Here is a 22013-nt window from a genome sequence, read left to right as displayed (position 1 = left end):
TCTGGCGACCGTCAGGTTCGCCATGCCGAAACCACCGGTTCTTTAGCGACAGGAATATCGAAATGACAACAAGGATCGCCATTATCGGGGCGGGACTGATGGGAGCCGATCATGCAAGGATCGTGGCGGAAGACTTGCCAGGAGCGAGCCTCCAGTTGGTCTGCGATATGGATGCTAACCGTGCCCGGAACGTGGCCGATGCATATGGTGCTCACGATGCAGATGCCAACCCCAGCCGCGTCGCCGACCGCCCGGACGTTGATGCAGTCATCATCGCAAGCCCGGACTTCACTCACGCGCCATTGTCGTTGTCCTGCATAAGGGCGGGCAAGCGCGTTCTTTGTGAGAAACCCCTGTCGCAATCATCCAAAGAATGCGTAGAGATCATGCAGGCCGAAGAGGCCGCGGGCGCGAAATACATCATGCTCGGGTTCATGCGCCGCTTCGACCAGTCATACGTCGAGATGAAGCGGGCGCTGAAGGAAGGCGCGCTTGGACGCCCTTTGATGATGCACAATTTTCATCGCAACGTCGCGACGCCCGCCTCGGACTTCACCGGAGCGATGGCAATCACCAATTCCGCTCCCCATGAGTTCGACGTCGTCCGGCATGTGCTCGGTACCGAATACGCAACGATCTCTGCCTTCCAGCCCAAGCGCTCCGACAGTTTGGTCGCGCCGGTCTACATGGTGCTGGAGACGGTGGACGGTCAGCTCGTCAACATCGAGATCAACAACAACGCCGCCTACGGGTATGACGTTCGTGCGGAACTGGTGGGGGAGAAGGCGACCATCGCCATGAACCCTGTCAACCATACCCGTGTCGACAGCCAACTCGGCCAAAGCACAAGTTATGACGCGGATTGGCGGGGCAGATACGCGGAAGCCTACCGCCGTCAGAACCGCGCCTTCCTTCGTTTCGCCGAGACCGGTGCGTTCCCGGACATCGCGTCGAGCAGTTGGGATGGATACTGCGCGGCGATGGTCGCCGAAGCCGGCGTCAGAGCGTTGAACGAGGGCCGCAAGATGCCTGTCGATATGATCAGCAAACCGGAGTTTTACGCATGAGGCTGGGATTCGTATCGGACAGCCTCGGCGGACTGCCGTTTGAGGCAATGCTGGACCACGCTCAACGACTGGGCGTATCCGGCGTCGAGGTCAACACTTGCGGCTGGTCGACTGCGCCGCATTTTAATCTGCCGATGATCCTCCGGGACAGGATCGCGCAGAAGTCGTTCCTTGATGCCTTCGCCAAGCGCGGACTGGAAGTGATCAGTCTGAACGCCAACGGCAATCCTCTGCATCCGACCGATCCCGCGCAGGAACGGGGTCTCGAGGACACGATCCGCGTGGCTGGCGAATTGGGGATCAAGACCGTCTGCGCCATGTCCGGGCTTCCCGCCGGCAGCGCGACGGACACGATGCCGAACTGGGTCGTGTCATCGTGGCCGCCTGAAACACAGGCGATTCTCCGCTACCAGTGGGAAGAAAAGCTCCTGCCGTTCTGGACAAGGATCGTCGCGCTTGCCGAGAGCCATGGCGTCGAGCGCATCGCGCTGGAACTCCACGGCAACCAGTGCGTCTACAATGTGCCGTCGCTGCTGAAGCTGCGCCAAGCCGTGGGGCCGGTCGTCGGCGCGAACCTGGATCCGTCGCACCTCTTCTGGATGGGCGCAGATCCTCTTGTTGCCGCCGAAGCGCTTGGCGACGCTCTCTATCACGTTCATGCCAAGGACACCTTCCTCAATGGTCCCAAACAGGCCGTCACAAGTCTGCTCGAGAACGGGGGCTTGATGGATATTCCAGCGCGTAGCTGGTCCTACATCACGCTCGGTTTCGGCCACGGCGAAGAATGGTGGCGGCAGTTTTGCTACCGGCTGAAGATGGCCGGCTATGATGGCTGGCTATCGATCGAGCACGAAGACGTCCTTCTGAACAGCCTCGAAGGATTGGAGAAGTCCATTGCCCTGCTGCGGGGCGTGATGCCGGTAGCCCCAAGCGATTACAAGCCGCAGGCGATTTGAGCGAGTGCGTTGGGCGGGGGAGAGTAACCTCCCGCTAATGTGCGGGCCGTCAACGGTGGCAAGGCGTCGCCTCCCACGGCGGTGGATGAGCGATATCGGAGACAGGAGAAATCTATGGAAAGTTCTCTCAGTGCGAAAATACGGCCGACCAGTGTCAGCGAACTACGAAGCGCAATCGCGGGGACAGGCGGGGATTATCCCGCTGCGGTCAAACAAATCCTGGAGTTAGCCTTCCGGCATCCCGATCTGGTTGCTTTCGGAAGCGCGTCTTCCGTGGCGGTGACTTGCGCGGTTTCGCCGTCGACGGTCATGCGTGCGGCTCGCCATGTAGGCTTCGACACCTTTCGAGACTTCAGACAGCTGTTTCGGGACGAGGTCCGCGAGCGGGCAGGGCGGCAAACATCGCGCGTATGAAAAACCGCGACCAATTCGAACGTTAGTTCTTGGCCCGGCGACAGCCTCCGTCGGCCGGGCCGATATCCGCCCGGAAGGAGGGCATAATATCCCCGCCACACCTGCCCAAACGGCCGCAATAATAGTTGCAGCGGGCAAAATCTTTGCTGCCCTTGTCTTTTGTTCGCTGCTTCTTAAATAAGGTTCGCAATCGCAGCCGCGGTTCAAAGCCTGTGGATAAGGCTTTTTCCGATGATTCGTGAGCTTTTTTTCTGGAAAAGCTTGACGAGAACAAAAAATGTGGGAATCACCGTTCGACTTGTTGAAACGGTGAACTGGGTCAAGGCGGATCGCGCAACCATGGCCGGAAATCCAAAAGCAAAAAAGCTTTGCTGTCCGGTGCCGGCGATCGTGGTTAATCAGGCTTTAAATGTCATCCCGTTAGGTGGGCATAGGTGATTCTAGGGCGGCGCGCGCGACGCGTCCGGCCCTGAGGCGGCCCATTCACCGTAGCGAGATTGGATAGCGTCAGGAAGGCGACGATATAAATGGCAACCAAGGTCAAAGAGAACGAAGACGCGGAAGTCGAACGCGACGGCGCAAGCGACGGCCCTCTTCTCGATCTTTCCGACGACGCGGTCAAGAAGATGATCAAGGCCGCCAAGAAGCGCGGCTATGTGACGATGGATGAGCTCAACGCCGTTCTGCCGTCCGAGGAAGTGACGTCCGAGCAGATCGAAGACACGATGTCGATGCTTTCGGACATGGGCATCAACGTCATCGAGGACGAGGAAGCCGAAGAGGCCGGCGCCCAGGGCGGCGATGACGACGACGCTGGCGGCGATGACGACAGTGAAGGCGGTGAACTCGCGCCCTCCGGCGGCACCGCGCTTGCGACCGCCAAGAAGAAAGAACCGACCGACCGTACCGACGATCCGGTGCGTATGTATCTGCGCGAGATGGGCTCGGTGGAGCTTCTTTCCCGCGAAGGCGAAATCGCCATTGCCAAGCGCATCGAAGCCGGCCGCGAGACGATGATCGCAGGCCTCTGTGAGAGCCCGCTGACCTTCCAGGCGCTGATCATCTGGCGCGACGAACTCAACGAAGGCACGACGCTGTTGCGCGAGATCATCGATCTCGAAACCACCTATTCCGGCCCTGAAGCCAAGGCGGCGCCGCAGTTCCAGAGCCCCGAGAAGATCGAGGCCGACCGCAAGGCCGCCGAGGAGAAGGAAAAGACCCGCCGCGCCCGTTCCGGCGACGACGACATCACCGATGTCGGCGGCGAGGGACTGCCTCCCGAGGAGGAGGAAGAGGACGAGGACGAATCCAACCTCTCGCTGGCGGCGATGGAAGCCGAGCTTCGCCCGCAGGTGATGGAGACGCTGGATACGATCGCCGAGACCTATAAGAAGCTGCGCAAGCTGCAGGACCAGCAGGTCGAGCAGCGCCTGTCGGCGTCCGGCACGCTTTCTTCCGCCCAGGAGCGCCGCTACAAGGAGCTCAAGGACGAACTCATCAAGGCCGTCAAGTCGCTGTCGCTCAACCAGAACCGCATCGACGCGCTGGTCGAGCAACTTTACGACATCAACAAGCGCCTCGTCTCCAACGAAGGCCGCCTGCTGCGTCTGGCCGAATCCTACGGCGTCAAGCGCGACAGCTTCCTGGAACAGTATCAGGGCGCCGAGCTCGATCCGAACTGGATGAAGTCGATCGGCAATCTGGCCGCCCGCGGCTGGAAGGAATTCGCCAAGGGCGAGAACACGACGATCCGCGACATCCGTCAGGAGATCCAGAATCTGGCGACCGAGACCGGCATCTCGATCTCGGAATTCCGCCGCATCGTCCATATGGTGCAGAAGGGCGAGCGCGAAGCGCGCATTGCCAAGAAGGAAATGGTCGAAGCGAACCTTCGCCTCGTCATCTCCATCGCCAAGAAGTACACGAACCGCGGCCTGCAGTTCCTCGACCTCATTCAGGAAGGCAATATCGGCCTGATGAAGGCTGTCGACAAGTTCGAATATCGCCGCGGCTACAAGTTCTCCACCTATGCGACCTGGTGGATCCGTCAGGCGATCACCCGTTCGATCGCCGACCAGGCCCGCACGATCCGCATTCCGGTGCACATGATCGAGACGATCAACAAGATCGTTCGCACATCGCGCCAGATGCTGCACGAGATCGGCCGCGAGCCGACGCCGGAAGAGCTGGCCGAAAAGCTCGCCATGCCGCTCGAAAAGGTCCGCAAGGTCCTGAAGATTGCCAAGGAGCCGATCTCGCTCGAAACCCCTGTTGGTGACGAAGAGGATTCGCATCTCGGCGATTTCATCGAGGACAAGAACGCGCTGTTGCCGATCGATGCGGCCATCCAGGCGAACCTGCGCGAGACGACCACCCGCGTTCTCGCCTCGCTGACGCCACGCGAAGAACGCGTGCTGCGCATGCGCTTCGGCATCGGCATGAACACCGACCATACGCTCGAGGAAGTCGGCCAGCAGTTCTCGGTCACCCGCGAACGTATCCGCCAGATCGAGGCGAAGGCGCTGCGCAAGCTCAAGCATCCGAGCCGTTCGCGCAAGCTGCGCTCGTTCCTCGACAGCTAGGTTTCGATAACATCTTGATGGGAATGCCGGGCTTTATGCCCGGCTCAACCTGCTGACGAAGCGAGCCAACTCTTCTTTCGTCATGCTCGGGCTGTCCCGGGGCATCTGCCTCCGTTTCGCAGGGCAGCAGATCCTCGGCACAAAGCAGCACAAGGCCGAGGATGACGTCAGGCAGCGAGCTGGGTTTATCATTACTGAGCCGGGCCCTGTGCCCGGCTTTTGCTTTTGTGATTAACACCAATGATCCCGGTGGCTTTCTTGTCCCTGCCTGGTGACAGGCCTATAATCCCGCCACGGGGAAAGGATCGATCGCGACACACGCGAGATCGTATGCCTGCGTGAGCGATCCTCCGTCGGGAGGTGCGACATGACAACCTACATTCTTTTGATCGATTGGACGGACCAAGGCATCCGGACTGTCCGCGACTCGACAAAACGGCTGGACGCGGCGAAGAAAATGCTCGCCGGCGTCGGCGGCTCCATCAACCAGTTCTACCTGACGATGGGCGGACACGACATGGTCGCCGTCTGCGAGGCGCCCGATGATGCGGTGATGGCGCATTTTACGCTGTCGCTCGCCATGGCGGGCAATGTCCGCACCGAGACGCTGAAAGCGTTCCCGGAGGCTGCCTATCGGGATCTCATCGTCTCGCTCGGGTGACGACCGCGCAAACCAGTTCGGATACCAGGCACGGCTTTCCGGAGACCGCGTTGCGCTGAATGATGTCGGCCTGCCGTTCAATCGTTGCGGCAGCGATCACGCGGTTTTTTGTTTTTGTGGCTTGATGCTGCCGGCTTTAAAGGCCACATCGCTGCTGTGACAGAAGAAGACGTCGAACCGGCAGAAGCGCATGAAGTGGCAAAACAGCGGCCTGAAATCGGCTGGGGTGTCGGCGCGTCCGTGCTTCTGCACGTGCCCATCGTCGCCCTTCTCATTTTCGGCCTGCCGAAGATCGAACCAAAGCCGCCTGAAGACGAGAGCGTGAAGGTGGAACTCGTTCCGCCGCCGGAGGAGAAGAAGCCGGAAGAGAAAAAGCCCGAGGAAAAACCGCCGGAGCCGAAGCCGCCGGAACAGGCGAAGAAGCAACCGCCACCTCCACCACCTCCTCCGCCGCCGAAAGCTGCGAAGATGCCCGAAGCGCCCGTCGCTCCCCGGCCACCACGGGTAGCCCGTCCGGTTTTCGAATTTGCTGAGAAGGATTCGGCGCCGGAACAAAGCGAGCGGGGTATACCGCAGCAGGCCGAAGCACCTAAGCCGTCGGTGATTGAGGCAAAACCGGAAATATCGCCTGTCGAACCGCCGCAACCCAAAAAGCCGGAAGTTCACGAGACTATGCCTGCCGCGAATCCGCTGCCTCAGGATATTGAACTTCCCGAGGTAGAGACTACTGAGGTCAATCCGGAAAAGAACGGGCCTGCTACCACAGGACGCGACGAGGCAAAGACGAATTTCGAGCAGGCAAAGCCGTCAACGAATTCAACGGCAACAACCTCCTCAACGCCACCAGACGCGGCTAAGGAATCGAATAACCTCACGAAAGCGAAAACTCTGTTTACTGACGACTTTGTCTCAGACCGCAGGGTCAAGACGGCGATGAATAATTTGCCGCGCCAGATGCGCGGTGGTCAGCTTTGCTGGAGCGAGCTTAGAGAACAGCTGCTTCATTCATCCGCGGCATATGATCCCAATATCATTGAGGTGCCTCGATACAATCTGCCGAACGGCAATGTCCTCGCGCCTAAGCGAAGTGCATTCTATGACGGTAAGCAATTGCACCAGTTGGCGTTCAGTTGCGAAGTGAACGAAGATGCGACGAAAATCATTTCGTTTGAATTCGGGGTGGGGAATGTAATTCCCAGAAGTGAGTGGGCGATTTATGACTATCCAAGGTGAATGGCGGTCAGTATTGGCGAGCCGCTGGTACAAGCCACACGCAAGGAACCGCATCTAGCCTCTCCCTATGGCCGTGATGGTACGGTGAAGAAGGGACAATGATATGTCGAACGAGATCGAGCAGTTTTTGGAGCGCCAGGACGAAGCCGTCAGCGCGCTGTTCCTGGAAAACAAGGGTGACGAGCTGACCGATATTCTGGTGGCGGCGCTCGAAGAGGCCTTCGAGATCCTGCTCGAAGCCGCACCCGCCGAAACGCTGCATTGACATTTTCCAAGACATTGCCGGCAGCGTTTGCGGAGCGGCTGTCCGGCTACCGGTTCGAACGCGATGCGCTCGGCCGTTCCGCGACAAGCGTTTTCCGGCTGGAAGGCGAGGGCCTGCCGGCCCTCTATCTGAAGGTCGAGGCGGCGGGGCCGTTCGGCGAGCTTGCCGATGAAGCCGCCCGGCTCGGCTGGCTCAAGGCCGCCGGCCTGCCGTGTCCCGATGTGATCGCCCGGGAAAGCGACGGCGAGCGCAACTGGCTGCTGATCGGCGCACTGCCGGGAACCGATCTTGCCAGTGCATCGGCGCTGACGCCGCTTACGCGTGTCGAACTGCTGGCGGCCGCACTTGCCGATCTCCATCACCTGCCGATCGCCTCCTGCCCGTTCGATCATCGTCTGGAAAAGCGCCTGCCGACCGCAAGGGCGCGCATGCAGGCCGGGATCGTCGACGAGACCGATTTCGACGAGACGCGGCTCGGAAAGAGCGCCGAAACATTGTTTGCCGAACTCGAAGGCCGGCGGCCGGACCGTGAGGACCTCGTCGTCACCCATGGCGATGCCTGCCTGCCCAATTTCGTCGCCTCCGACGGGCAATTCTCCGGCTATATTGATTGCAGCCGCCTCGGCGTCGCCGACCGCTATCAGGATCTCGCGCTCGCCTGCCGCAGCATCGCCTATAATTTTGGCGCGGCGCTGGTGCAGCCCTTCCTCGATCGTTACGGGCTGACGGCGCCGGATCCGGCGCGCCTCGATTATTACCAGCTGCTCGACGAGTTCTTCTGACGCTTCAAAGACGCGCGGCGCTTGCCAAGCGTTGCGCCCACTCCATCCGGCTGGCAAGATGGCCGGCATCGGATCTGCGGACGGATGATGGCGAAAGATCAGTTCAGGATGCTGCGCTCGACGCTGGCCGGCGTCGAAGCGGTGGAAGCGGCAACGCATCACAGCTTCAGCAGGCACACGCATGAGCAGTTCGGCATCGGCCTCGTCTCATCAGGGGCGCAGAAGTCGCTCAGCGGGCGCGGCATGGTCGAGGCTGCAGCCGGCGATATCATCACCGTCAATCCGAACGAGGTGCATGACGGCGCGCCGATCGGCGCGGGCAGATCGTGGCGCATCCTCTATTTCGATCCCGAGATCGTCGCCGGCCTGTCGCGGGACATTTGCGAGGGCGGGGCAGGGCGACAGGAAATCCCCCATCCGGTCATCCGCAATGGCGCGATCGCCGCCCGCTTCGAGATGCTGTTTGGCGCGGTCACCGGTGGCGGATCCGACAGGCTGCTCTCAGAGCAACTGCTGCTGCAGCTCGTCGCCGATGTCATGCGGGAACGGGGTGATCGCGAGGAGCGGCCGCCGGTGCCGGCCTCCATCCGCGCGGCACGGGATCTGATCGACGACGATCCTCTTGCCGCCGTCTCGCTTGCCGATCTCGCCACCGAAAGCGGCCTCAGCCGATTCCAGGTGCTGCGCGGCTTTGCCAAGGCGACGGGGTTGACGCCGCATGCCTATCTCCTCCAGGCGCGCATCCATCACGCCCGCCGGCTGATCGCTCAGGGCACACCGCTTGCGGAAGCGGCCTTTGCCAGCGGTTTTGCCGACCAGAGCCACATGACGCGCGTCTTCGTGCGCAAATACGGCCTGTCGCCGCGCCTCTATGCCGGCGCCTTTCTCTGAGCGGTCACGTCGAGCTTCGCCACCCGGATGGCCCCGATCCGTGTCCGAGGCCGAGCCACCCGCCTCGTCCTTCGAGGCCCCTGCGGGGCACCTCAGGATGAGGCTCTCTTGAAGGTCGTGCATCCTCCTGCAGTCCACGGTTAAAGGCGCGGAACTCTCCAACGCCCCTCATCCTGAGGCGCGTAGCCCGTGAGGGCGAAGCCTCGAAGGGCACGCTCAATGCCGCTTCTTGCATTCATCGAACTTCAAGCGCCCGCTTCGTCCTTCGAGGTCCCTTGCAGGCACCTCAGGATCAGGGCTGATCGCAGGTGCCGCGGGCTGCGACCTCTCTCCAGCCTTATCCTGAGGCGCCCCGCAAGCGGCCTCGAAGGACGGGGCTGGCCGAGGCGCCGCCTCCGCCACTGCAATTTCGTTCAAGACCGCAAGCGGCCCCTGCTGTTTCCTCGGCGCATCCAACAGGAGATGCGGAATGTCGAGACAGGTTCAAGGTTATGTCTATCTGACGCTGGCCATGCTGACGGTCGGCAGCACGGTCATTGCGAGCAAGCTTATCGCCGCCGGACTGCCGCCGTTTACCGCCACTGCCGCGCGCTTCGCGCTCGCTTTCCCGGTCTTTCTCGTGCTGATACGGGCAACCGGCGTACGGCTGCCGAAGCTCTCCCGCCGGGACCGCCTGATCCTCGTCATCCAGGCCGGGGCCGGCAGCGTCGGCTATACGACGCTGCTGATCTCCGGCCTCAGCCTGACCTCGGCTGCCGATGCCGGCGTCATTATCGGCACGCTGCCGGTGGTCTCGGCGGCAATTTCCATTCTGCTGCTCGGCGAGCGGCCGCAGCCCGGCCTGCTTCTCGCCGTGGCGCTGGCGACTGCCGGGGTGTTTTCGATCGCCTTCACGCCGGATGCGGCCGGCGGGTCGCTCGCTGGCAATGCGCTGATCCTGCTGGCGGTCGTCTGCGAGGGGCTGTTCATCCTGCTGAACAAGCGGCTGACCGCCGATATTCCGCCGCTTGCCCAATCGACGCTGATGACCGGCATCGGCTTTGCCGTCGCGGTCATTCCGGCCGTCTTCGAGGCGCCTTCGGCCCAGGGCTTTTCCGCAAGCGCTGCGGCTGCCGTCGTCTATTATGCGCTGGTGCCGACCGTCGCCGGCTTCCTGCTCTGGTATGCGGGGGCCGAAAGGGTGAGCGGCACGGAAGCCTCGCTTTTTACCGCGCTCGCGCCGGTTTCCGCCGTCCTGCTCACCTTCGCCACCCTCGGCGAGTCGGTCGGCTTCAGCCAGCTTGCCGGTATTGCCTGCGTGCTTGCGGCGGTGCTCGGGCTCGGCCTGGCTGGAAATCGCACCGCAACCCAGCCGACCGAGGGGAGATAGGCCATGCGTTTCAACCATTCCTCCGCCCTGTGGCAGACCTTTCCCGAGCTTCGCGCCGGCGCGCTCCATGCCAGCGGCATCGATGCCGATGCCGATCTCGAGGCGGCGATCACAAGCTTCGGGGCGATTGCCGAGGCCCGGCTTGATGGCGCCCAGGAAAGCGAATTTCCGGAGATCCAGGCCTGGCGGCGCGGCTTTTCCCGCATGGGGCTGAAGCCGACGCAATATCGCTCGGCCTCCGAAGCGCTGCTGCGCCGCTTCCGCCAGGAGCACGCGTTGCCGCGCCTGCATCCGCTCGTCGATCTCTGCAATGCGGTCTCGCTCGCCTTCGCCATTCCCATTGCCGTCTTCGATGTCGAAAAGATCGCCGGCGATCTCGAGGTCCGGCCGGCGACGGGCGACGAGACCTATCTAACCTTCGGCGGCGACATCGAACATCCCGAGCCGAACGAGGTGATCTTCGCCGATGGCAAGGCGAGAGCCCATGCGCGGCGCTGGACGAACCGGCAGAGCGGGCTTTCGGCAGTGCGCCAGACGACGCGGTCGGTGCTGATCGTTGCCGAGGCGCTGCATGCCTCGGCCGAGGCGGATATCGGCAGGCTGGTGGCAACGCTCGCGGATCAGCTGGCGAAGGCTTGGCCGGCGGCGCCGAAAGGGGCGCTGCTCAGCGCAGCATCGCCGCGTTTCGAATTCTGAAGCGGATCGCGCCCGAACCAGAGCGCTCACACCCTTGGGCCGGCGGCCTGCCCGCCCTATCTTCCCGGGATCAATCGCTTCCGGAGACGAACCGCATGTCAGATAAATCGATCAAGATCCCCGGGCCGGATCACCCGATCACCGTCGAGCACAATCCCTGCCGCGTCGTCGTCACGCTCGGCGGCAGGACGATCGCCGACAGCCGCGACGCGTTGACGCTGCGCGAAGCCTCCTATCCGCCGGTGCAATATATTCCGCGCAAGGATGTCGACATGTCGCTGCTGCAGCGCACCGACCACCGCACGCATTGCCCCTATAAGGGTAACGCCGCCTATTACAGCATCATTCCCGGCGGCGAACGCGCCGAGAACGCCGTCTGGACCTACGAGGCGCCGAATGCCGCCGTCAGCAACATCAAGGGCCATCTCGCTTTCTATCCCGACCGCGTCGACAGCATCGAGGAAATGGCCTCTCCCGAAGCCGGCACCTTCTGAGGCGGCCGACGCCAGCCGTTATCGCAGGATGTCGAGCCATTCATTGCTGAAGACGAGGCTGGCAACCGTGACCGGTTCGCCGCTTTCGTCGCGGACGGTGACGGCGATCGTCATGCGATCACCCGCGGGCAGTTCGTCGCGGGCCACATCCAGCAGGATGCGGGTCACCTCTTTTGGAATGTCCTCACGAGATTTCAGCTCGGTGCCGTGCTCGTCGCGCGTTGGACCTTCCCCGTTGTGCAGATCGAAATAGTAGCGAGCCATGTTCTTTCCTGCGCGTCAGAGGGGAAATCACCGATGAAGACAATTGTTCCCGAGACTAGCCATTGATTCCTATGGAAAATACTGCGCCGGATCGACATGGTTTCGCCGCTGCCGATGCATGATGCGTTGAAAGCTTCGACCGCTCTCGTTAGGGTCGCGCCAAAACATTCTTCGGCGGGGCGTGCGTGAGGGCAAAATTCATATCTTGCATATTGGCGGCGGTTTTCGCCTCGCTGCCGGCCGCAGCACTGGCCGAGGGATGGCAGGCGGTGGAAGAGGTGCGGCCCTATGCGATCTCGGGTACGTCGGGTGCTGCGCTCTACGAATCGATCGGCGAGCACGGGCCGAAGGCCGGGGTTACCGGCCGGGTGATCGCGCATACGACCTTCAAGCTCACCTGGACGCGGAAATACGAGCCGCAGGGCAACGCCTGCGTTATCACGACCAACAAGCCGAAGCTCATCATTACCTATACGCTGCCCAAGCCCTCGGCCGCGCTGCCGCCGGCGGTCAAAACCAGCTGGGAAGGTTTCATATCTGGCGTTGCGGCGCATGAGCGGGTGCATGGCGAGACCATTAAGGAGATGGTCAGGGAAATCGAAGCGACGAGCATCGGCCTGACCGCTGCCGACGATCCCGACTGCAAGAAGATCAGGGTCGAACTGACGCGGCGCCTCGGCGAGATCTCCGCACGGCAACGCCAGCGCGGCCGCGACTTCGACAAGGTCGAAATGGGCGACGGCGGCAATATCCAGCAGCTCATCCTCAAGCTGGTGAACGGGCCGTGACTGCCTGATAAGCCGCCCGCCTGCCGCTGCATCCTTGGACCAGCCCCGCTAAGCTCCTATCTCTCCCGCTAATGCATGTCCCCCGGAAGTGTGCAGCGGTTTCGGGACAACGACATGCATCAAAACAAAGAGCTAAAGCGCGTCGCATGAATCAAATTTGATGCGACGCGCTTTAACGAGGATGGATCGAGGAGACGTGCAATGTCCTATGTCGATGGGTTCGTCGTGGCGGTGCCGAGGGAGAATATCGAGGCCTACAAGAAATTCTCGACCTTCGCCGGCTCGCTGTGGAGGGAATATGGCGCGCTCGAATATGTCGAATGCATCGGCGACGACGTGCCCTATGGCGAGCTGACCTCCTTTCCCCGCGCCGTGCAGGCCAAGGAGGACGAGGTGGTGGTTTTCTCCTGGATCACCTATCGATCCCGGCAGGAGCGCGACGATATCAATGCCAAGGTGATGGCCGATCCGCGGCTCAAGGGCGATCAATGGCAGATGCCGTTCGACGGCAAGCGGATGATCTATGGCGGTTTCGAGACGCTGCTGAAGCTCTGACGCCGGGCGCCGTAACCTGCCGAGCCTGCCATTGACTTGGCCGTCATGGCGCGCCAACTCGCGGGAGAAATCATAGCGAGACGGAGAGCACCCGTGCCCCAGACAGTCCTCACCTTGGCCACCCGCGGCCAGGGCCTTTACGAATTCACCGACCAGGCCGAAGCCTTCGTCGACGCCTCCGGGCGGGAGGAGGGGCTCCTCACTCTCTTCGTGCGCCACACCTCCTGCTCGCTGCTGATCCAGGAAAATGCCGATCCGGATGTGCGCAGCGACCTTCTTTCCTTCTTCCGCCGCCTCGTGCCGCCGGCCTCCGATCCGTCAATGGGCTGGGTCGTGCACAGGGCCGAAGGGCCTGACGATATGCCGGCCCATATCAAGGCGGCGCTGACGCAGGTGTCGATCGGCATTCCCGTCGCGCGCGGCCGGCTGCTGCTCGGCACCTGGCAGGGCATCTACCTCTTTGAACATCGCGACCGACCGCACCGGCGCGAGATCGTGCTGCATCTCGGTTCCTGAGAGAAAGCGGCGCCGGACGCCAATGATCGCTCGACCCCATCGGACGAAAAACGCTCATCTTCTTGTGAATGCAAACTGAATGGCCGGTTCGAACGCCATTCAGCTTGCAGCGTTTACTGTCGAGACAATCCCCTCAGGGAGAGGTTGAAAAACAAAGACCAATCGACGGAGACAGCTGATGACGCATTTTCTCACCAAGGCTTGCCTTGCCGCAGTGCTTGCTCTTTCCTCCATTCCGGCGACGATCTCCACGGCCGCTGCCGCCGGGCCGCAGACGAGTTTCATCGTCGAGGCGCAATATCATCGCCCGATCCGCGGCTGCTCGCCGATGCATGCGGTGCGCAAGGCGCGGGACTTCGGCCTGCGCAGAGCCCATATCACCCGGATGTCGCCGCGCGTCGTGGTCGTTGCCGGGCGTGACCGCCGCGGCTGGGACAGGATGGTCTTCGCCAATGTCCGCGGCTGCCCGCTGATCCGCCGCTGACGAACCGGTCCCAACCGGCCGCAGCGTCCTTTGTCTGTTTCAAAAAGACACGCGGGCATTGCGAACCCGGCCGGCAGGCGCGGATACGCAGCTTGCCGGCCATTTTGCCTTGACGGCGACACTTTCAGCCGTCTCTTCTCTGCTCTGTATAAGTGATTCCCGGAGATGCCTCAGGCGTGATGGGGGACGGCGGCTTGGCCGCACCGACTTTGAAAACGAAAGGTTTTTCGATGATGCAGTTTCTGGCAAAGGCGGGTCTTGCCGCCATGCTGATAACAGGCACCCTTGCCAGCACGGCCGCCCCGGCCGCTGCGCAGTTCAGTATCATTATCGGCGATCCGGAGCGGGAGCCGCCGCGCGATTACCGCCGTCCGCCTCCGAGCTTCGATCGCCGGCCGCGCGGCTGTGACCCCAGGCTCGCCGAAGATCTCGCCCGCGATTACGGCCTGCGCCGCCCCCGCGTCGTCGACATTACGCCGCGCCGCGTCATCGTCCAGGGCTGGACCCGCCGCGGTCCCGACGAAATGAGCTTCGCCAACGTCCGCGGCTGCCCGCCGCTGCGCCGCCGCTGATATTAGGCAGAATACCGCCTCGTCTCCGATGCGGCGGCTACTGCATAATTCCTTAGATCGGAATCGATCTAAGGATAAAATTATGCAGCAATTGAAAGTGTTGCAGCGTCCTTTGCACGTCTGAAAGACGAGCGGCGCTGCAAGAACCGCCTTTGCCAGTCTCCCCGATCGGCAAGGGCGGCTTTCTTTTTGTGGAATGCCTTTGCGCGCGGTAGACCCCTCCGTAACCCCTCCCCACAAGGGGGAGAGGCTAACTTGCTGCACCGCTTCGCATAATTTTCATCGGAGCAATTCGTGGAACGCTAACGGCCAGAAAGACGTCTCTTTTTGAGGGCCGCCGCGGGCCGCAGCTAGCCCCTCCCCCTTGTGGGGAGGGGATGGGGAGGGGTCTCTTGGCAGGCCACAAGCCCGAATACGTCGAAAGAGCAATTGGCCGACCCCATCAGCAGTCTGAATGCCGCGCGTCGGAAAGGACGCGCGGCGCCTTCATTTTAGTGCTCGATCGCAAACGTCACTGTGACGCTGACATTGTAGGTGGTCTCGCCGCCCTGGACGGGAACGGCCGCGTCGGCTTCCTTCATCATCGTGGCGCGATAGGCCGGCTGCGGCAGCGGGCGCGGGTCATTCTCGTTGATTTCGATGATGCGGCCGAGCTTGACGCCGGCCGCTTCGCTCAGCGTCTTCGCCTTCTTGACCGCCTCGGCGACGGCGTTCTTGCGCGCCTCTTCGATCGCGGCCTCCGGCTTGTCGTTGGTGAACTGGATCTCGCCGCCCTGATTGATGCCGAGCGTGACGGACTGGTCGATCACCTGGCCGAGCTTGGCAAGATCGCGCAGCCTGACCGTGATCGAATTGATGGTCTGGTAGCCGATCAGCTGCGGCTGCTGCTGCTGGCCGTCGACCGGCTGCGGATAGTTGTATTGCGGCTGGATGGAAAAGCCGGAGGTCTGCAGATCGCGCTCGGCGATGCCGCTGCTCTTCAGCGCGCCGAGCACGTCTTTCATCGCCTTGTTGTTCTCATCGAGCGCTTCGCGAGCGGTTTTCGCCTGCTTGACGACGGAAAGCGTAACGACGGCCATATCGGGTGCCATGGACGATTCGCCATCTCCAGTCACCGAGATCACCGCTTCGCGCGGCTTCGCCTCCTGCGCCGATACCGGCGCTGCGGCCGCCAGCGGCAAGGCCAGAAGGGCAGTCATCAGAACAGTCTTGGACAGGTTCGGCGCCATGTTTCATTCCCTAGTTGTCGTTTCACGGATGAACGTTCTGTCGGTTGATTGTGAAGCTATTGCGGCGGAAGGGAGGGGCAGGGACGCTTGGAGAGAAATAATGTGCGGGTGCGGAGTGGAGCTGGAATTGTGCGCGGCGGTGAGCAAAGGAGAAAGTGTGCTGCGCCGGCCCCCTATCTCCTGCCAGTCATCCCCCACCGGTGGGAGGATTGTTGGGAATACACTCACCTCAACCTCCCTCATTCCTATGCTTGTCACAGGAATCCAGTGCACCCAAGTCCTTGGCGTGAGAGACTCTTTAAAAGCAAGTGAGTCATTCACCGCGCAGACGCACGGAGGCTGGATTCCTGTGATGAGCACAGGAATGAGGGAGGCAGAGGGTGACGCTCCTACCAGAGGCCGGTAAAGGCGGTGCGTTTTGGCTGCGGTGCAGAGGGGAGCGGCCACGGCACAGCCTCTCCATTCCTGCGGGTTCGTCCAAGGCGCACCACCTTCCTAAATCTCCCAACCTGAGAGCAAATAGGGCGGGTTAAGAAACAGGGAAATTGCCGCCCTTTTTACCCGATTCTCGTCCAAAACAGCTGGCGCATTTTGCTGGAATTCCTCCGGGCGTCCCGCTTCCTGTCAATCGCGTCTCCCACCCTCCGTATCCATGCCGCACGCACCTTGCTCGAGTTACCGGGCTGCGATCGCCATTGTCGGTGCGAACGCCAAATCAGCGCTTGGGGCTATGGTTCCTCGGGTCAACACCGAGGACGACGGAGGGTGGGGAGCTTGTGTGGCTGGGACCGCAACTGCGTGGTGGGCGCATTCTTTCGGTTCTTTCTTCGCTATCCCTGGCGGAAAGCCTACATGATCCGGAACCGTATTTGCCGTGACCGCTGAAGGACGCAGCGCTGAATTAAGCGCCGAAATCATCCATGAAAGAGGGATGAATGGCAGGCTTGCGCTCTTCGCGGGCTTCGCGAAAACGCTGGGGAACCGCACCGAGACCGGTTACGAAACGGGACAGGAGATTGCGGTTGAAAAGTTTCTGTATGGCACTCATGGCATTTCACTCATTCTTTTTTTTGTTAGCCGGCAGCATATATTTTGCCCAAGCTGCCGTCGCAATGGGCAATTTTGCATGACAGTTATGTGACAGTGGATGATCACATTGGCGTTAGGAGGGGTCGCGGAAGCCGCGCTGCCGCCATAAATCCTCGCAGACACAGGGGGGCGCGTGGTAAATTGCCAGCTTGCGGCTAAAGCCCGCCCCTCCGAAGGAGAAGCTCAGATGAACCGCTTTTTCGCACTTGTGGTGACCGGAACGCTGATCAGCCTTGCCACTATCACTTCGGCCTGTACTTCGTCCCCTGACCTCGATCAGACATCGTCGATCAACGGCGGTTACTATCAGGAAAGTCGCACGCTTAATCCGGCTTGCACGGATGGGTTCAGGCCGAGCGATGGGCGTTCTTGCAGCTATTAGAACGCGCGATGCTCGCCTTGATTACTTCGGCCGATATGTCCAATCCGTACAGTCCTGCGGGTGTGTCTTTGGCGTTGCAGCTATTCGATGTATCATTTGGTTGTATTGCAGTGACATGGGGTAGACGGAAATGAAGATAACGATCGCCACCGCTTTACTAGCACTTGCCGCGACGACCGCGGTTGCGGCCGATGCAGTGCAGGACGTTCCGGCCGCACCTGTTGCGGCTGCACCTGTTTTCACCTGGTCGGGCCCGTATCTCGGCATCGATGGCGGCGCCAGTTGGCTAAACGGTGACTTCAGCGTCGGCGGCGCCAGCGATTCTCAGGACTTTAACGGCGGCGTTTTCGGTGCATTTGCGGGTTACAATTTCCAGTTCGACAACAACATGGTTGTCGGTATCGAGGGTAACCTCGAACACAACTGGAACGAAGAGGAAGCGCTGGGGGCCGACTTTGGCACCGATTGGGCCGGCGCTGTTCGCGGTCGTGTTGGCTACGCTTTTGACAGAGCGCTGATTTATGGCGCAGCTGGTTGGACCGCCTCGCGTGGATACGTGGACCTGCCGGGACTAGACAAGGAAACGGAGACCTTCAACGGTTACACCGTCGGCGCCGGCATCGACTTTGCCATTACCAACAATATCTTCGCCCGGGGCGAGTATCGCTATAACGACTTCGGCGAGAAAGAAATCCTCGGTATTGATGTCGACGCTGACCAGCACGAACTGAAGTTTGGGATTGGCGTGAAGTTCTAGGAACTGTCTGTTGGATCAGCGATCACAAGCCTCGCCAAGATAGCGGGACTTTGACGTTTCATTCGCTCATGAACAGCTCATCGCTGATCGCTAGGCTGAGACAGAACCCCGGAAAATTCTAGTACCGCTAGCCGAAAATCGGGGAGCACGTCACAGTCATGCGTGCTACGCAGACCGTCATTTAATACCAGCGTCCCCGACCGTACCAGCCGCCACCTAACAAAAGAAGTATTACAACGATGATGAGAAGGGTTGTGAGATCCATGTGCGTTCTCCTCGGAGTACCATCACCATCTCGTTTGCGCCTAACGGGCGTTGCTCATGGTGGAACTCCACGATTATAACGTCGATGACGAGGGTTCGTTCCTCCCGACACTGGCCGGCTTGCGCTGCCAGTCTCGATCAGCGCACCGCCTTCCAGAGGGATGTGCCGCACCTGCTCGAGCTGGCAAAGCATCACTAAGCCTGGAACGGGAAAGGGGATTGGCTATTGATTAAATATCGGCAATCCCTCGAAGTAAATGGTGAGCCCGGAGGACGTGTTGACGGAGTCATTTTATCTCGTACCCGCCTAGGCGGGCACGAGATAGGCTCTTGATGGCGATGACAAACAGTTTGGCACTGCGGCTCACCCCATCGATTCGGTCAGCCCTTGTCCCAAGCCGCCGTCTACCTTGATGCGCTCACCTGTGGTGAAGGTAGCGTCGAAGGCAAGAAACAAAACTGCGCGCGCCACCTCATCCGGGGTACCGTGGCGCTTCATCGGCGTCACCGCATCACCGATCCTCATGAATGCCGCGCGTTCTTCCGCCGATGCACCGGCAACGCCCATAGTCGGCGTGTCGATGAAACCTGGACTGACCATGTTGACCCTGATGCCGCGCGGTAAGAGCTCCGCCGCCAGCACCTTGCCGAAGGCCTGCAGCGCAGCCTTGGTGGCGGAGTACACCGCCATGCCCGGGATTCCGGAATCCTCAGCGATCGAAGTGGTGAAAACAATCGCTCCGCCTCTTTTAATGAACGGAATCAGGCGCTGAGTGGTGAAAAAGGCGCCCTTGGCGTTGATGTTGAACTGGCGATCGTAGGATGCTTCGGTCACCCGGCCGAACGGTTCCAGTTCCGACACGCCGGCGTTTACATGCAAGAAATCGATGTCGCCGAACTTCTGCCCTATCTCAGCGCCGAGCACGACGATATCGTCCATGCTGGCGATGTCGCACCGGACCGCATGCACGTTGCCGCCGAGCACCTGGCGGGCATCCGCAAGGTTGCTTTCATTGCGCCCGGTGATCAGGACTTCGGCGCTTCCGGCGATCAGTGCCTGCGCCACCGCTAGTCCCATCCCATGTGTGCCACCTATGATAGCGGCCTTCTTGCCCTGAAATCTGCTCATGCTTCTTCCTTTCCCAGCGCGAGTGCGCTGTGATCCGTGGTTTAGAAAATCTCTGGAACAGCCGCTTTGCGGTGCGAAAACTCTCCCGGTGGAAGCTTTGCCTCTGGTGCTTTTTGCCGCGCCGCTTCGCCACCACGACAAAACTAGGCGTGCACTTATAATTGCGCAAGTACAGACAAAAATGTATGGTACTTACCAGAATGCCGGAATTGGAGATATCATTGGCAAGAAAACAAAGAAATCTGCCCGACAGTTGTGGATTGGGTCCGGCGTTTGCAGTGATCGGCGGCAAGTGGAAGGCGCTGCTGCTCTGGCAGATCCATCAGGCCCAGCCCTGCCGTTTCGGCGAGCTGAAACGGCTTGTCCCGGAAATCAGTGAAAAGATGCTGATCCAACACCTGCGAGAGATGGAAGCCGACGAAGTGATTCACCGGGAGGTATTTCATCAAGTACCACCCCGCGTCGAATATTCGCTCACAGAGACCGGCGCCGACCTCGACTACGCGCTCGCTCCGCTGGCGGAATGGGGCAAGAAGCACCAGGCCCGTACTGAGAGGGATCAAGGCGAACGCAAGCACGGAGATAAGCATTCAGTCTTGGCTGACTGAGAGTATCCGCATGCGGGCAGGTGAGCTGGTGGTCACGGACGCGTTCCTTCGGTTTGGGTAGACCATGGGCGGCGACCGGCGGCCAAGTCGGCCCAGCCGGTTCAGACCCAGTCGGTGCAGGATCAGGCCTGCCGTCGAATGGGCTACGCCAAGCACGCGAGAGATCAAGGACCCGTCTCCCACTGTAGATGTTCAATGGCGGCGATCTGCTCGGCCCAAGTTGGTGTGGGCGCATCTACCGAGCTGCGATCGTGGAGCTGCCGATCCTCGGAGCGATACCGTCCCAGGTTGGCTATGACTCGCAGGCATCCTTCAGCCGCGCATTCAAGCGCGTCATCGGCGAACCGCCCAGCCATTTCCGTGACGACGCCCAGGGTAAGGGACTGTTCTCGTCTCCTCTTTCCTGAGGAGGAGATAGCCGCGTCACACCCATGAGGGCTTAAACAAGCGGCGATCGCATTGCTTGCCGTGATCGAACGCCCCGGGTGTAGTCGACACAGATGGATGAATGCGCTTGATCCCTGGTCAATTGACCAAACCCTCCATCAGCCAGGGACACGCATAGTAATCCGAGATGCTCAGGCCTCCATCGACGCCGATCTGGATGCGCACCGGATAGGTCGGACGCCAAGAGTGGTCGATCCAGTTGGACACCATCATGACCAGCTCGCCGTCCAATCGAGCGAGATCAAGGTGCCAGGGGGTCTTGGATTTCTCGAACTCGGAGAAATACGGCGCCTTGCCGATTTCGCCGTCATAGCAATCCGCGACGTGCAGGTGTGCGTCGGCACTCGTCAACTCGACAACGCCAGCCCAGTTCCGCTGGTTGAACAAGGCGACATACCGCTCCAGAAGCGCGAGGAGTGCCGGATCGTCCGAAGCGGGCCTGGCGGACACTTCGGACTGCGCCGCTAGTCGCGCCCGGCCGCGATGCAGGGCAGACTTCACGCCGCCCACGCTGTTGCCGACGACACCTGCCGCCTCTTCGAGAGAGAGGTCGAGCACGTCCTTTAAAAGCACGCAGGCGCGTTCCATCGGCGGGAGCGTTCTCACGAGCCGATCGATCGCGTTGGTGGTGCCGAATGCCGGTATTTCGGGGGGCAAAACGGCTGGCGCGTTCGCTTCGTCCAGTTCAACGAAATTCCAGGAACGCTTCGCGCGGATATGGTCGAGGCATCGATTGTGGGCGATGCGAAACAACCACGCCTTCATTGCCCTTGGTTCCTTGAGCAAATCCAGCTTGCGATAGGCCTCCAGCAGGACATCCTGCATCACGTCTTCGCCGTCGAGCACCGAGCCGCACATGCGCGCGCAATAGCGATGCAAGATGGCGCGATGGCTCCTTACCGTTTCCAGAAACGCTGCGTAGCGAAGGTCGAAGAGGCCCTTGGGAAGCTGGTTCTCAGGCATTGCCTTGCCCGGATTTGGGAACGTACGTCATCACCACGACCCCGTTGCGAAACGAGCGCAGCCCGGCAAGATCGAAGTCGACCAGCTCCGGCGGCACATCCTCGAACGCCCGTTTGCCCGCGCCGACGCGCGTTGGAATTATCGAGAGCTCATAGGCATCGACCAGTCCATTCTCGAGCAGCGTGCGGTCAAGCTCACTGATGCCATACTTCAACAGGTTGCCGCCTTCCTGCGATTTGAGCGCGCGAAGCTTGCCGACGATGTCGCCGCTCAGGATCGATGCGTTCCATCGAGCGTCGACTAACGTATTGGATACGACAAGCTTTTTAAGGCCGTTCATCCGATCCATGTACTTTCCCGTCAGCGCCGGCCACCTGGCGGCGAACATTTCGTAGGTCTTACGCCCGAGGAGGAAGTAGTCGGCCTCGCCGGCCTTCTGATAGGCATCCTCGACCGCCTCGTCGCTAAAGAAGGGACTGGCCCAGGCCATTGGGCTCTCGATGATGCCATCGAGCGAAACAAAACTTCCGACAATTAACTTGCGCATATGTTTACT

27 protein-coding genes and 1 pseudogene are annotated in these 22013 nt (G+C 60.9%); 22 read left to right on the top strand and 6 right to left on the bottom strand.

Translation table 11 applies throughout. From position 1 onward, the window contains the following. The first annotated feature begins 62 nt into the window (after positions 1-62). The 13 genes from A7X77_RS18385 to A7X77_RS18335 all read left to right on the top strand — a co-directional run bounded on the left by A7X77_RS18385 (position 63) and on the right by A7X77_RS18335 (position 11410). Complete coding sequence (locus tag A7X77_RS18385; RefSeq protein ID WP_064684288.1) at positions 63-1067, top strand: Gfo/Idh/MocA family oxidoreductase; 1005 nt, start codon at positions 63-65, stop codon at positions 1065-1067. Next, entirely contained in the window at positions 1064-2023 is a 960-nt protein-coding gene (locus A7X77_RS18380) for a sugar phosphate isomerase/epimerase family protein (protein WP_064684287.1), read from the top strand. Before A7X77_RS18385 ends, A7X77_RS18380 begins: the two co-directional genes overlap by 4 nt. A 114-nt stretch (positions 2024-2137) precedes the next feature. Beyond that, a complete protein-coding gene (locus A7X77_RS18375; protein ID WP_064684286.1) occupies positions 2138-2437 on the top strand; it encodes a MurR/RpiR family transcriptional regulator in 300 nt (99 codons plus the stop codon). 231 nt (positions 2438-2668) lie between these two features. Beyond that, positions 2669-2875, top strand: a complete 207-nt coding sequence (locus A7X77_RS33125; RefSeq protein ID WP_156668129.1) for a hypothetical protein — start codon at positions 2669-2671, stop codon at positions 2873-2875. Positions 2876-2964: 89 nt separating this feature from the next. Continuing rightward, positions 2965-5019 (top strand): RNA polymerase sigma factor RpoD, encoded by a 2055-nt coding sequence (gene rpoD, locus A7X77_RS18370; protein ID WP_064684285.1) that lies wholly within the window; start codon positions 2965-2967, stop codon positions 5017-5019. Positions 5020-5386: 367 nt separating this feature from the next. After that, on the top strand, positions 5387-5680 hold the full coding sequence (locus tag A7X77_RS18365) for a GYD domain-containing protein (RefSeq protein WP_064684284.1): 294 nt from the start codon (positions 5387-5389) through the stop codon (positions 5678-5680). 114 nt (positions 5681-5794) lie between these two features. Beyond that, a complete protein-coding gene (locus A7X77_RS18360; RefSeq protein WP_064684473.1) occupies positions 5795-6913 on the top strand; it encodes a DUF930 domain-containing protein in 1119 nt (372 codons plus the stop codon). A 103-nt stretch (positions 6914-7016) separates the two neighbouring features. Beyond that, positions 7017-7178, top strand: a complete 162-nt coding sequence (locus A7X77_RS33550) for a hypothetical protein (protein ID WP_197486857.1) — start codon at positions 7017-7019, stop codon at positions 7176-7178. After that, entirely contained in the window at positions 7175-7960 is a 786-nt protein-coding gene (locus A7X77_RS18355; protein ID WP_064684283.1) for an APH(3')-II family aminoglycoside O-phosphotransferase, read from the top strand. The genes A7X77_RS33550 and A7X77_RS18355 overlap by 4 nt, the downstream gene beginning before the upstream one ends. Positions 7961-8047: 87 nt before the next feature. Beyond that, the gene (locus tag A7X77_RS18350) at positions 8048-8851 is read left to right on the top strand and encodes an AraC family transcriptional regulator (protein ID WP_064684472.1); all 804 of its coding nucleotides are present in this window, start codon (positions 8048-8050) and stop codon (positions 8849-8851) included. A 469-nt stretch (positions 8852-9320) separates the two neighbouring features. Further along, positions 9321-10220 carry a DMT family transporter gene (locus A7X77_RS18345; RefSeq protein WP_064684282.1) on the top strand — a complete coding sequence of 300 codons (900 nt, stop codon included), beginning with the start codon at positions 9321-9323 and terminating at the stop codon, positions 10218-10220. 3 nt (positions 10221-10223) lie between these two features. After that, the gene (locus A7X77_RS18340; RefSeq protein WP_064684281.1) at positions 10224-10916 is read left to right on the top strand and encodes a B3/B4 domain-containing protein; all 693 of its coding nucleotides are present in this window, start codon (positions 10224-10226) and stop codon (positions 10914-10916) included. 95 nt (positions 10917-11011) lie between these two features. Beyond that, on the top strand, positions 11012-11410 hold the full coding sequence (locus A7X77_RS18335; protein WP_064684280.1) for a DUF427 domain-containing protein: 399 nt from the start codon (positions 11012-11014) through the stop codon (positions 11408-11410). Between the two features lie 18 nt (positions 11411-11428). On the opposite strand, the gene A7X77_RS18330 is transcribed toward A7X77_RS18335, so the two are convergent. Next, positions 11429-11674 (bottom strand): DUF6894 family protein, encoded by a 246-nt coding sequence (locus tag A7X77_RS18330; protein ID WP_064684279.1) that lies wholly within the window; start codon positions 11672-11674, stop codon positions 11429-11431. A gap of 185 nt (positions 11675-11859) precedes the next feature. Between A7X77_RS18330 and A7X77_RS18325 the strand changes: the two genes are divergently transcribed. From A7X77_RS18325 to A7X77_RS18305, 5 genes are all read left to right on the top strand, one after another. Then, a complete protein-coding gene (locus tag A7X77_RS18325; protein ID WP_156668128.1) occupies positions 11860-12462 on the top strand; it encodes a DUF922 domain-containing Zn-dependent protease in 603 nt (200 codons plus the stop codon). A 201-nt stretch (positions 12463-12663) separates the two neighbouring features. Further along, positions 12664-13017, top strand: a complete 354-nt coding sequence (locus A7X77_RS18320) for a DUF1428 domain-containing protein (protein WP_064684277.1) — start codon at positions 12664-12666, stop codon at positions 13015-13017. A 93-nt stretch (positions 13018-13110) separates the two neighbouring features. Further along, positions 13111-13533 carry a secondary thiamine-phosphate synthase enzyme YjbQ gene (locus A7X77_RS18315; RefSeq protein ID WP_064684276.1) on the top strand — a complete coding sequence of 141 codons (423 nt, stop codon included), beginning with the start codon at positions 13111-13113 and terminating at the stop codon, positions 13531-13533. A 178-nt stretch (positions 13534-13711) separates the two neighbouring features. Further along, entirely contained in the window at positions 13712-14017 is a 306-nt protein-coding gene (locus A7X77_RS18310; RefSeq protein WP_038690266.1) for a hypothetical protein, read from the top strand. 230 nt (positions 14018-14247) lie between these two features. Then, positions 14248-14589 carry a hypothetical protein gene (locus A7X77_RS18305; protein ID WP_064684471.1) on the top strand — a complete coding sequence of 114 codons (342 nt, stop codon included), beginning with the start codon at positions 14248-14250 and terminating at the stop codon, positions 14587-14589. Between the two features lie 491 nt (positions 14590-15080). Here the strand turns inward: A7X77_RS18305 and A7X77_RS18300 are convergent, their stop codons facing one another. Both A7X77_RS18300 and A7X77_RS33545 read right to left on the bottom strand, forming a co-directional pair. Continuing rightward, entirely contained in the window at positions 15081-15818 is a 738-nt protein-coding gene (locus A7X77_RS18300; RefSeq protein WP_064684275.1) for an SIMPL domain-containing protein, read from the bottom strand. 901 nt (positions 15819-16719) lie between these two features. Next, complete coding sequence (locus A7X77_RS33545; protein ID WP_004677729.1) at positions 16720-16866, bottom strand: hypothetical protein; 147 nt, start codon at positions 16864-16866, stop codon at positions 16720-16722. A gap of 228 nt (positions 16867-17094) precedes the next feature. Here A7X77_RS33545 and A7X77_RS32460 point away from each other — a divergent pair, with 228 nt between their 5' ends. Together A7X77_RS32460 and A7X77_RS18295 are read left to right on the top strand one after the other, a co-directional pair. Then, positions 17095-17289 (top strand): hypothetical protein, encoded by a 195-nt coding sequence (locus A7X77_RS32460; protein ID WP_082928833.1) that lies wholly within the window; start codon positions 17095-17097, stop codon positions 17287-17289. Positions 17290-17419: 130 nt separating this feature from the next. Then, positions 17420-18046, top strand: a complete 627-nt coding sequence (locus A7X77_RS18295) for an outer membrane protein (protein WP_064684274.1) — start codon at positions 17420-17422, stop codon at positions 18044-18046. 628 nt (positions 18047-18674) lie between these two features. Here the strand turns inward: A7X77_RS18295 and A7X77_RS18290 are convergent. Next, a complete protein-coding gene (locus tag A7X77_RS18290; protein ID WP_064684273.1) occupies positions 18675-19439 on the bottom strand; it encodes an SDR family oxidoreductase in 765 nt (254 codons plus the stop codon). Between the two features lie 221 nt (positions 19440-19660). On the opposite strand from A7X77_RS18290, the gene A7X77_RS18285 reads away from it, so the two are divergent. Together A7X77_RS18285 and A7X77_RS34430 are read left to right on the top strand one after the other, a co-directional pair. Next, positions 19661-20047, top strand: a complete 387-nt coding sequence (locus tag A7X77_RS18285) for a winged helix-turn-helix transcriptional regulator (RefSeq protein WP_082928839.1) — start codon at positions 19661-19663, stop codon at positions 20045-20047. A gap of 284 nt (positions 20048-20331) precedes the next feature. Next, a pseudogene (locus tag A7X77_RS34430) lies at positions 20332-20454 on the top strand (helix-turn-helix domain-containing protein); the annotation flags it as partial. Positions 20455-20572: 118 nt separating this feature from the next. Here A7X77_RS34430 and A7X77_RS18275 read toward each other — a convergent pair. Together A7X77_RS18275 and A7X77_RS18270 are read right to left on the bottom strand one after the other, a co-directional pair. After that, positions 20573-21457, bottom strand: coding sequence for an RNA polymerase sigma factor (locus tag A7X77_RS18275; protein ID WP_064684270.1), 885 nt, complete (start codon positions 21455-21457; stop codon positions 20573-20575). After that, positions 21450-22004, bottom strand: a complete 555-nt coding sequence (locus A7X77_RS18270) for a dihydrofolate reductase family protein (RefSeq protein WP_064684269.1) — start codon at positions 22002-22004, stop codon at positions 21450-21452. The genes A7X77_RS18275 and A7X77_RS18270 overlap by 8 nt, the downstream gene beginning before the upstream one ends. Positions 22005-22013 lie beyond the last annotated feature (9 nt).

This window comes from Rhizobium bangladeshense, from assembly GCF_001662075.1.
GTDB lineage: Bacteria > Pseudomonadota > Alphaproteobacteria > Rhizobiales > Rhizobiaceae > Rhizobium > Rhizobium bangladeshense_B.
This window is presented reverse-complemented; position numbering and strand designations above follow the sequence as displayed.

What these genes read in the sequence shown, in the direction of transcription:
- A7X77_RS18385 (WP_064684288.1), top strand. Translation starts at nt 63, where the DNA reads ATGACAACAAGGATCGCCATTATCGGGGCGGGACTGATGGGAGCCGAT.
- A7X77_RS18380 (WP_064684287.1), top strand. Translation starts at nt 1,064, where the DNA reads ATGAGGCTGGGATTCGTATCGGACAGCCTCGGCGGACTGCCGTTTGAG.
- A7X77_RS18375 (WP_064684286.1), top strand. Translation starts at nt 2,138, where the DNA reads ATGGAAAGTTCTCTCAGTGCGAAAATACGGCCGACCAGTGTCAGCGAA.
- A7X77_RS33125 (WP_156668129.1), top strand. Translation starts at nt 2,669, where the DNA reads ATGATTCGTGAGCTTTTTTTCTGGAAAAGCTTGACGAGAACAAAAAAT.
- rpoD (WP_064684285.1), top strand. Translation starts at nt 2,965, where the DNA reads ATGGCAACCAAGGTCAAAGAGAACGAAGACGCGGAAGTCGAACGCGAC.
- A7X77_RS18365 (WP_064684284.1), top strand. Translation starts at nt 5,387, where the DNA reads ATGACAACCTACATTCTTTTGATCGATTGGACGGACCAAGGCATCCGG.
- A7X77_RS33550 (WP_197486857.1), top strand. Translation starts at nt 7,017, where the DNA reads ATGTCGAACGAGATCGAGCAGTTTTTGGAGCGCCAGGACGAAGCCGTC.
- A7X77_RS18350 (WP_064684472.1), top strand. Translation starts at nt 8,048, where the DNA reads ATGGCGAAAGATCAGTTCAGGATGCTGCGCTCGACGCTGGCCGGCGTC.
- A7X77_RS18345 (WP_064684282.1), top strand. Translation starts at nt 9,321, where the DNA reads ATGTCGAGACAGGTTCAAGGTTATGTCTATCTGACGCTGGCCATGCTG.
- A7X77_RS18340 (WP_064684281.1), top strand. Translation starts at nt 10,224, where the DNA reads ATGCGTTTCAACCATTCCTCCGCCCTGTGGCAGACCTTTCCCGAGCTT.
- A7X77_RS18335 (WP_064684280.1), top strand. Translation starts at nt 11,012, where the DNA reads ATGTCAGATAAATCGATCAAGATCCCCGGGCCGGATCACCCGATCACC.
- A7X77_RS18330 (WP_064684279.1), bottom strand. Translation starts at nt 11,674, where the DNA reads ATGGCTCGCTACTATTTCGATCTGCACAACGGGGAAGGTCCAACGCGC.
- A7X77_RS18320 (WP_064684277.1), top strand. Translation starts at nt 12,664, where the DNA reads ATGTCCTATGTCGATGGGTTCGTCGTGGCGGTGCCGAGGGAGAATATC.
- A7X77_RS18310 (WP_038690266.1), top strand. Translation starts at nt 13,712, where the DNA reads ATGACGCATTTTCTCACCAAGGCTTGCCTTGCCGCAGTGCTTGCTCTT.
- A7X77_RS18305 (WP_064684471.1), top strand. Translation starts at nt 14,248, where the DNA reads ATGATGCAGTTTCTGGCAAAGGCGGGTCTTGCCGCCATGCTGATAACA.
- A7X77_RS18300 (WP_064684275.1), bottom strand. Translation starts at nt 15,818, where the DNA reads ATGGCGCCGAACCTGTCCAAGACTGTTCTGATGACTGCCCTTCTGGCC.
- A7X77_RS33545 (WP_004677729.1), bottom strand. Translation starts at nt 16,866, where the DNA reads ATGAGTGCCATACAGAAACTTTTCAACCGCAATCTCCTGTCCCGTTTC.
- A7X77_RS32460 (WP_082928833.1), top strand. Translation starts at nt 17,095, where the DNA reads ATGAACCGCTTTTTCGCACTTGTGGTGACCGGAACGCTGATCAGCCTT.
- A7X77_RS18295 (WP_064684274.1), top strand. Translation starts at nt 17,420, where the DNA reads ATGAAGATAACGATCGCCACCGCTTTACTAGCACTTGCCGCGACGACC.
- A7X77_RS18290 (WP_064684273.1), bottom strand. Translation starts at nt 19,439, where the DNA reads ATGAGCAGATTTCAGGGCAAGAAGGCCGCTATCATAGGTGGCACACAT.
- A7X77_RS18275 (WP_064684270.1), bottom strand. Translation starts at nt 21,457, where the DNA reads ATGCCTGAGAACCAGCTTCCCAAGGGCCTCTTCGACCTTCGCTACGCA.
- A7X77_RS18270 (WP_064684269.1), bottom strand. Translation starts at nt 22,004, where the DNA reads ATGCGCAAGTTAATTGTCGGAAGTTTTGTTTCGCTCGATGGCATCATC.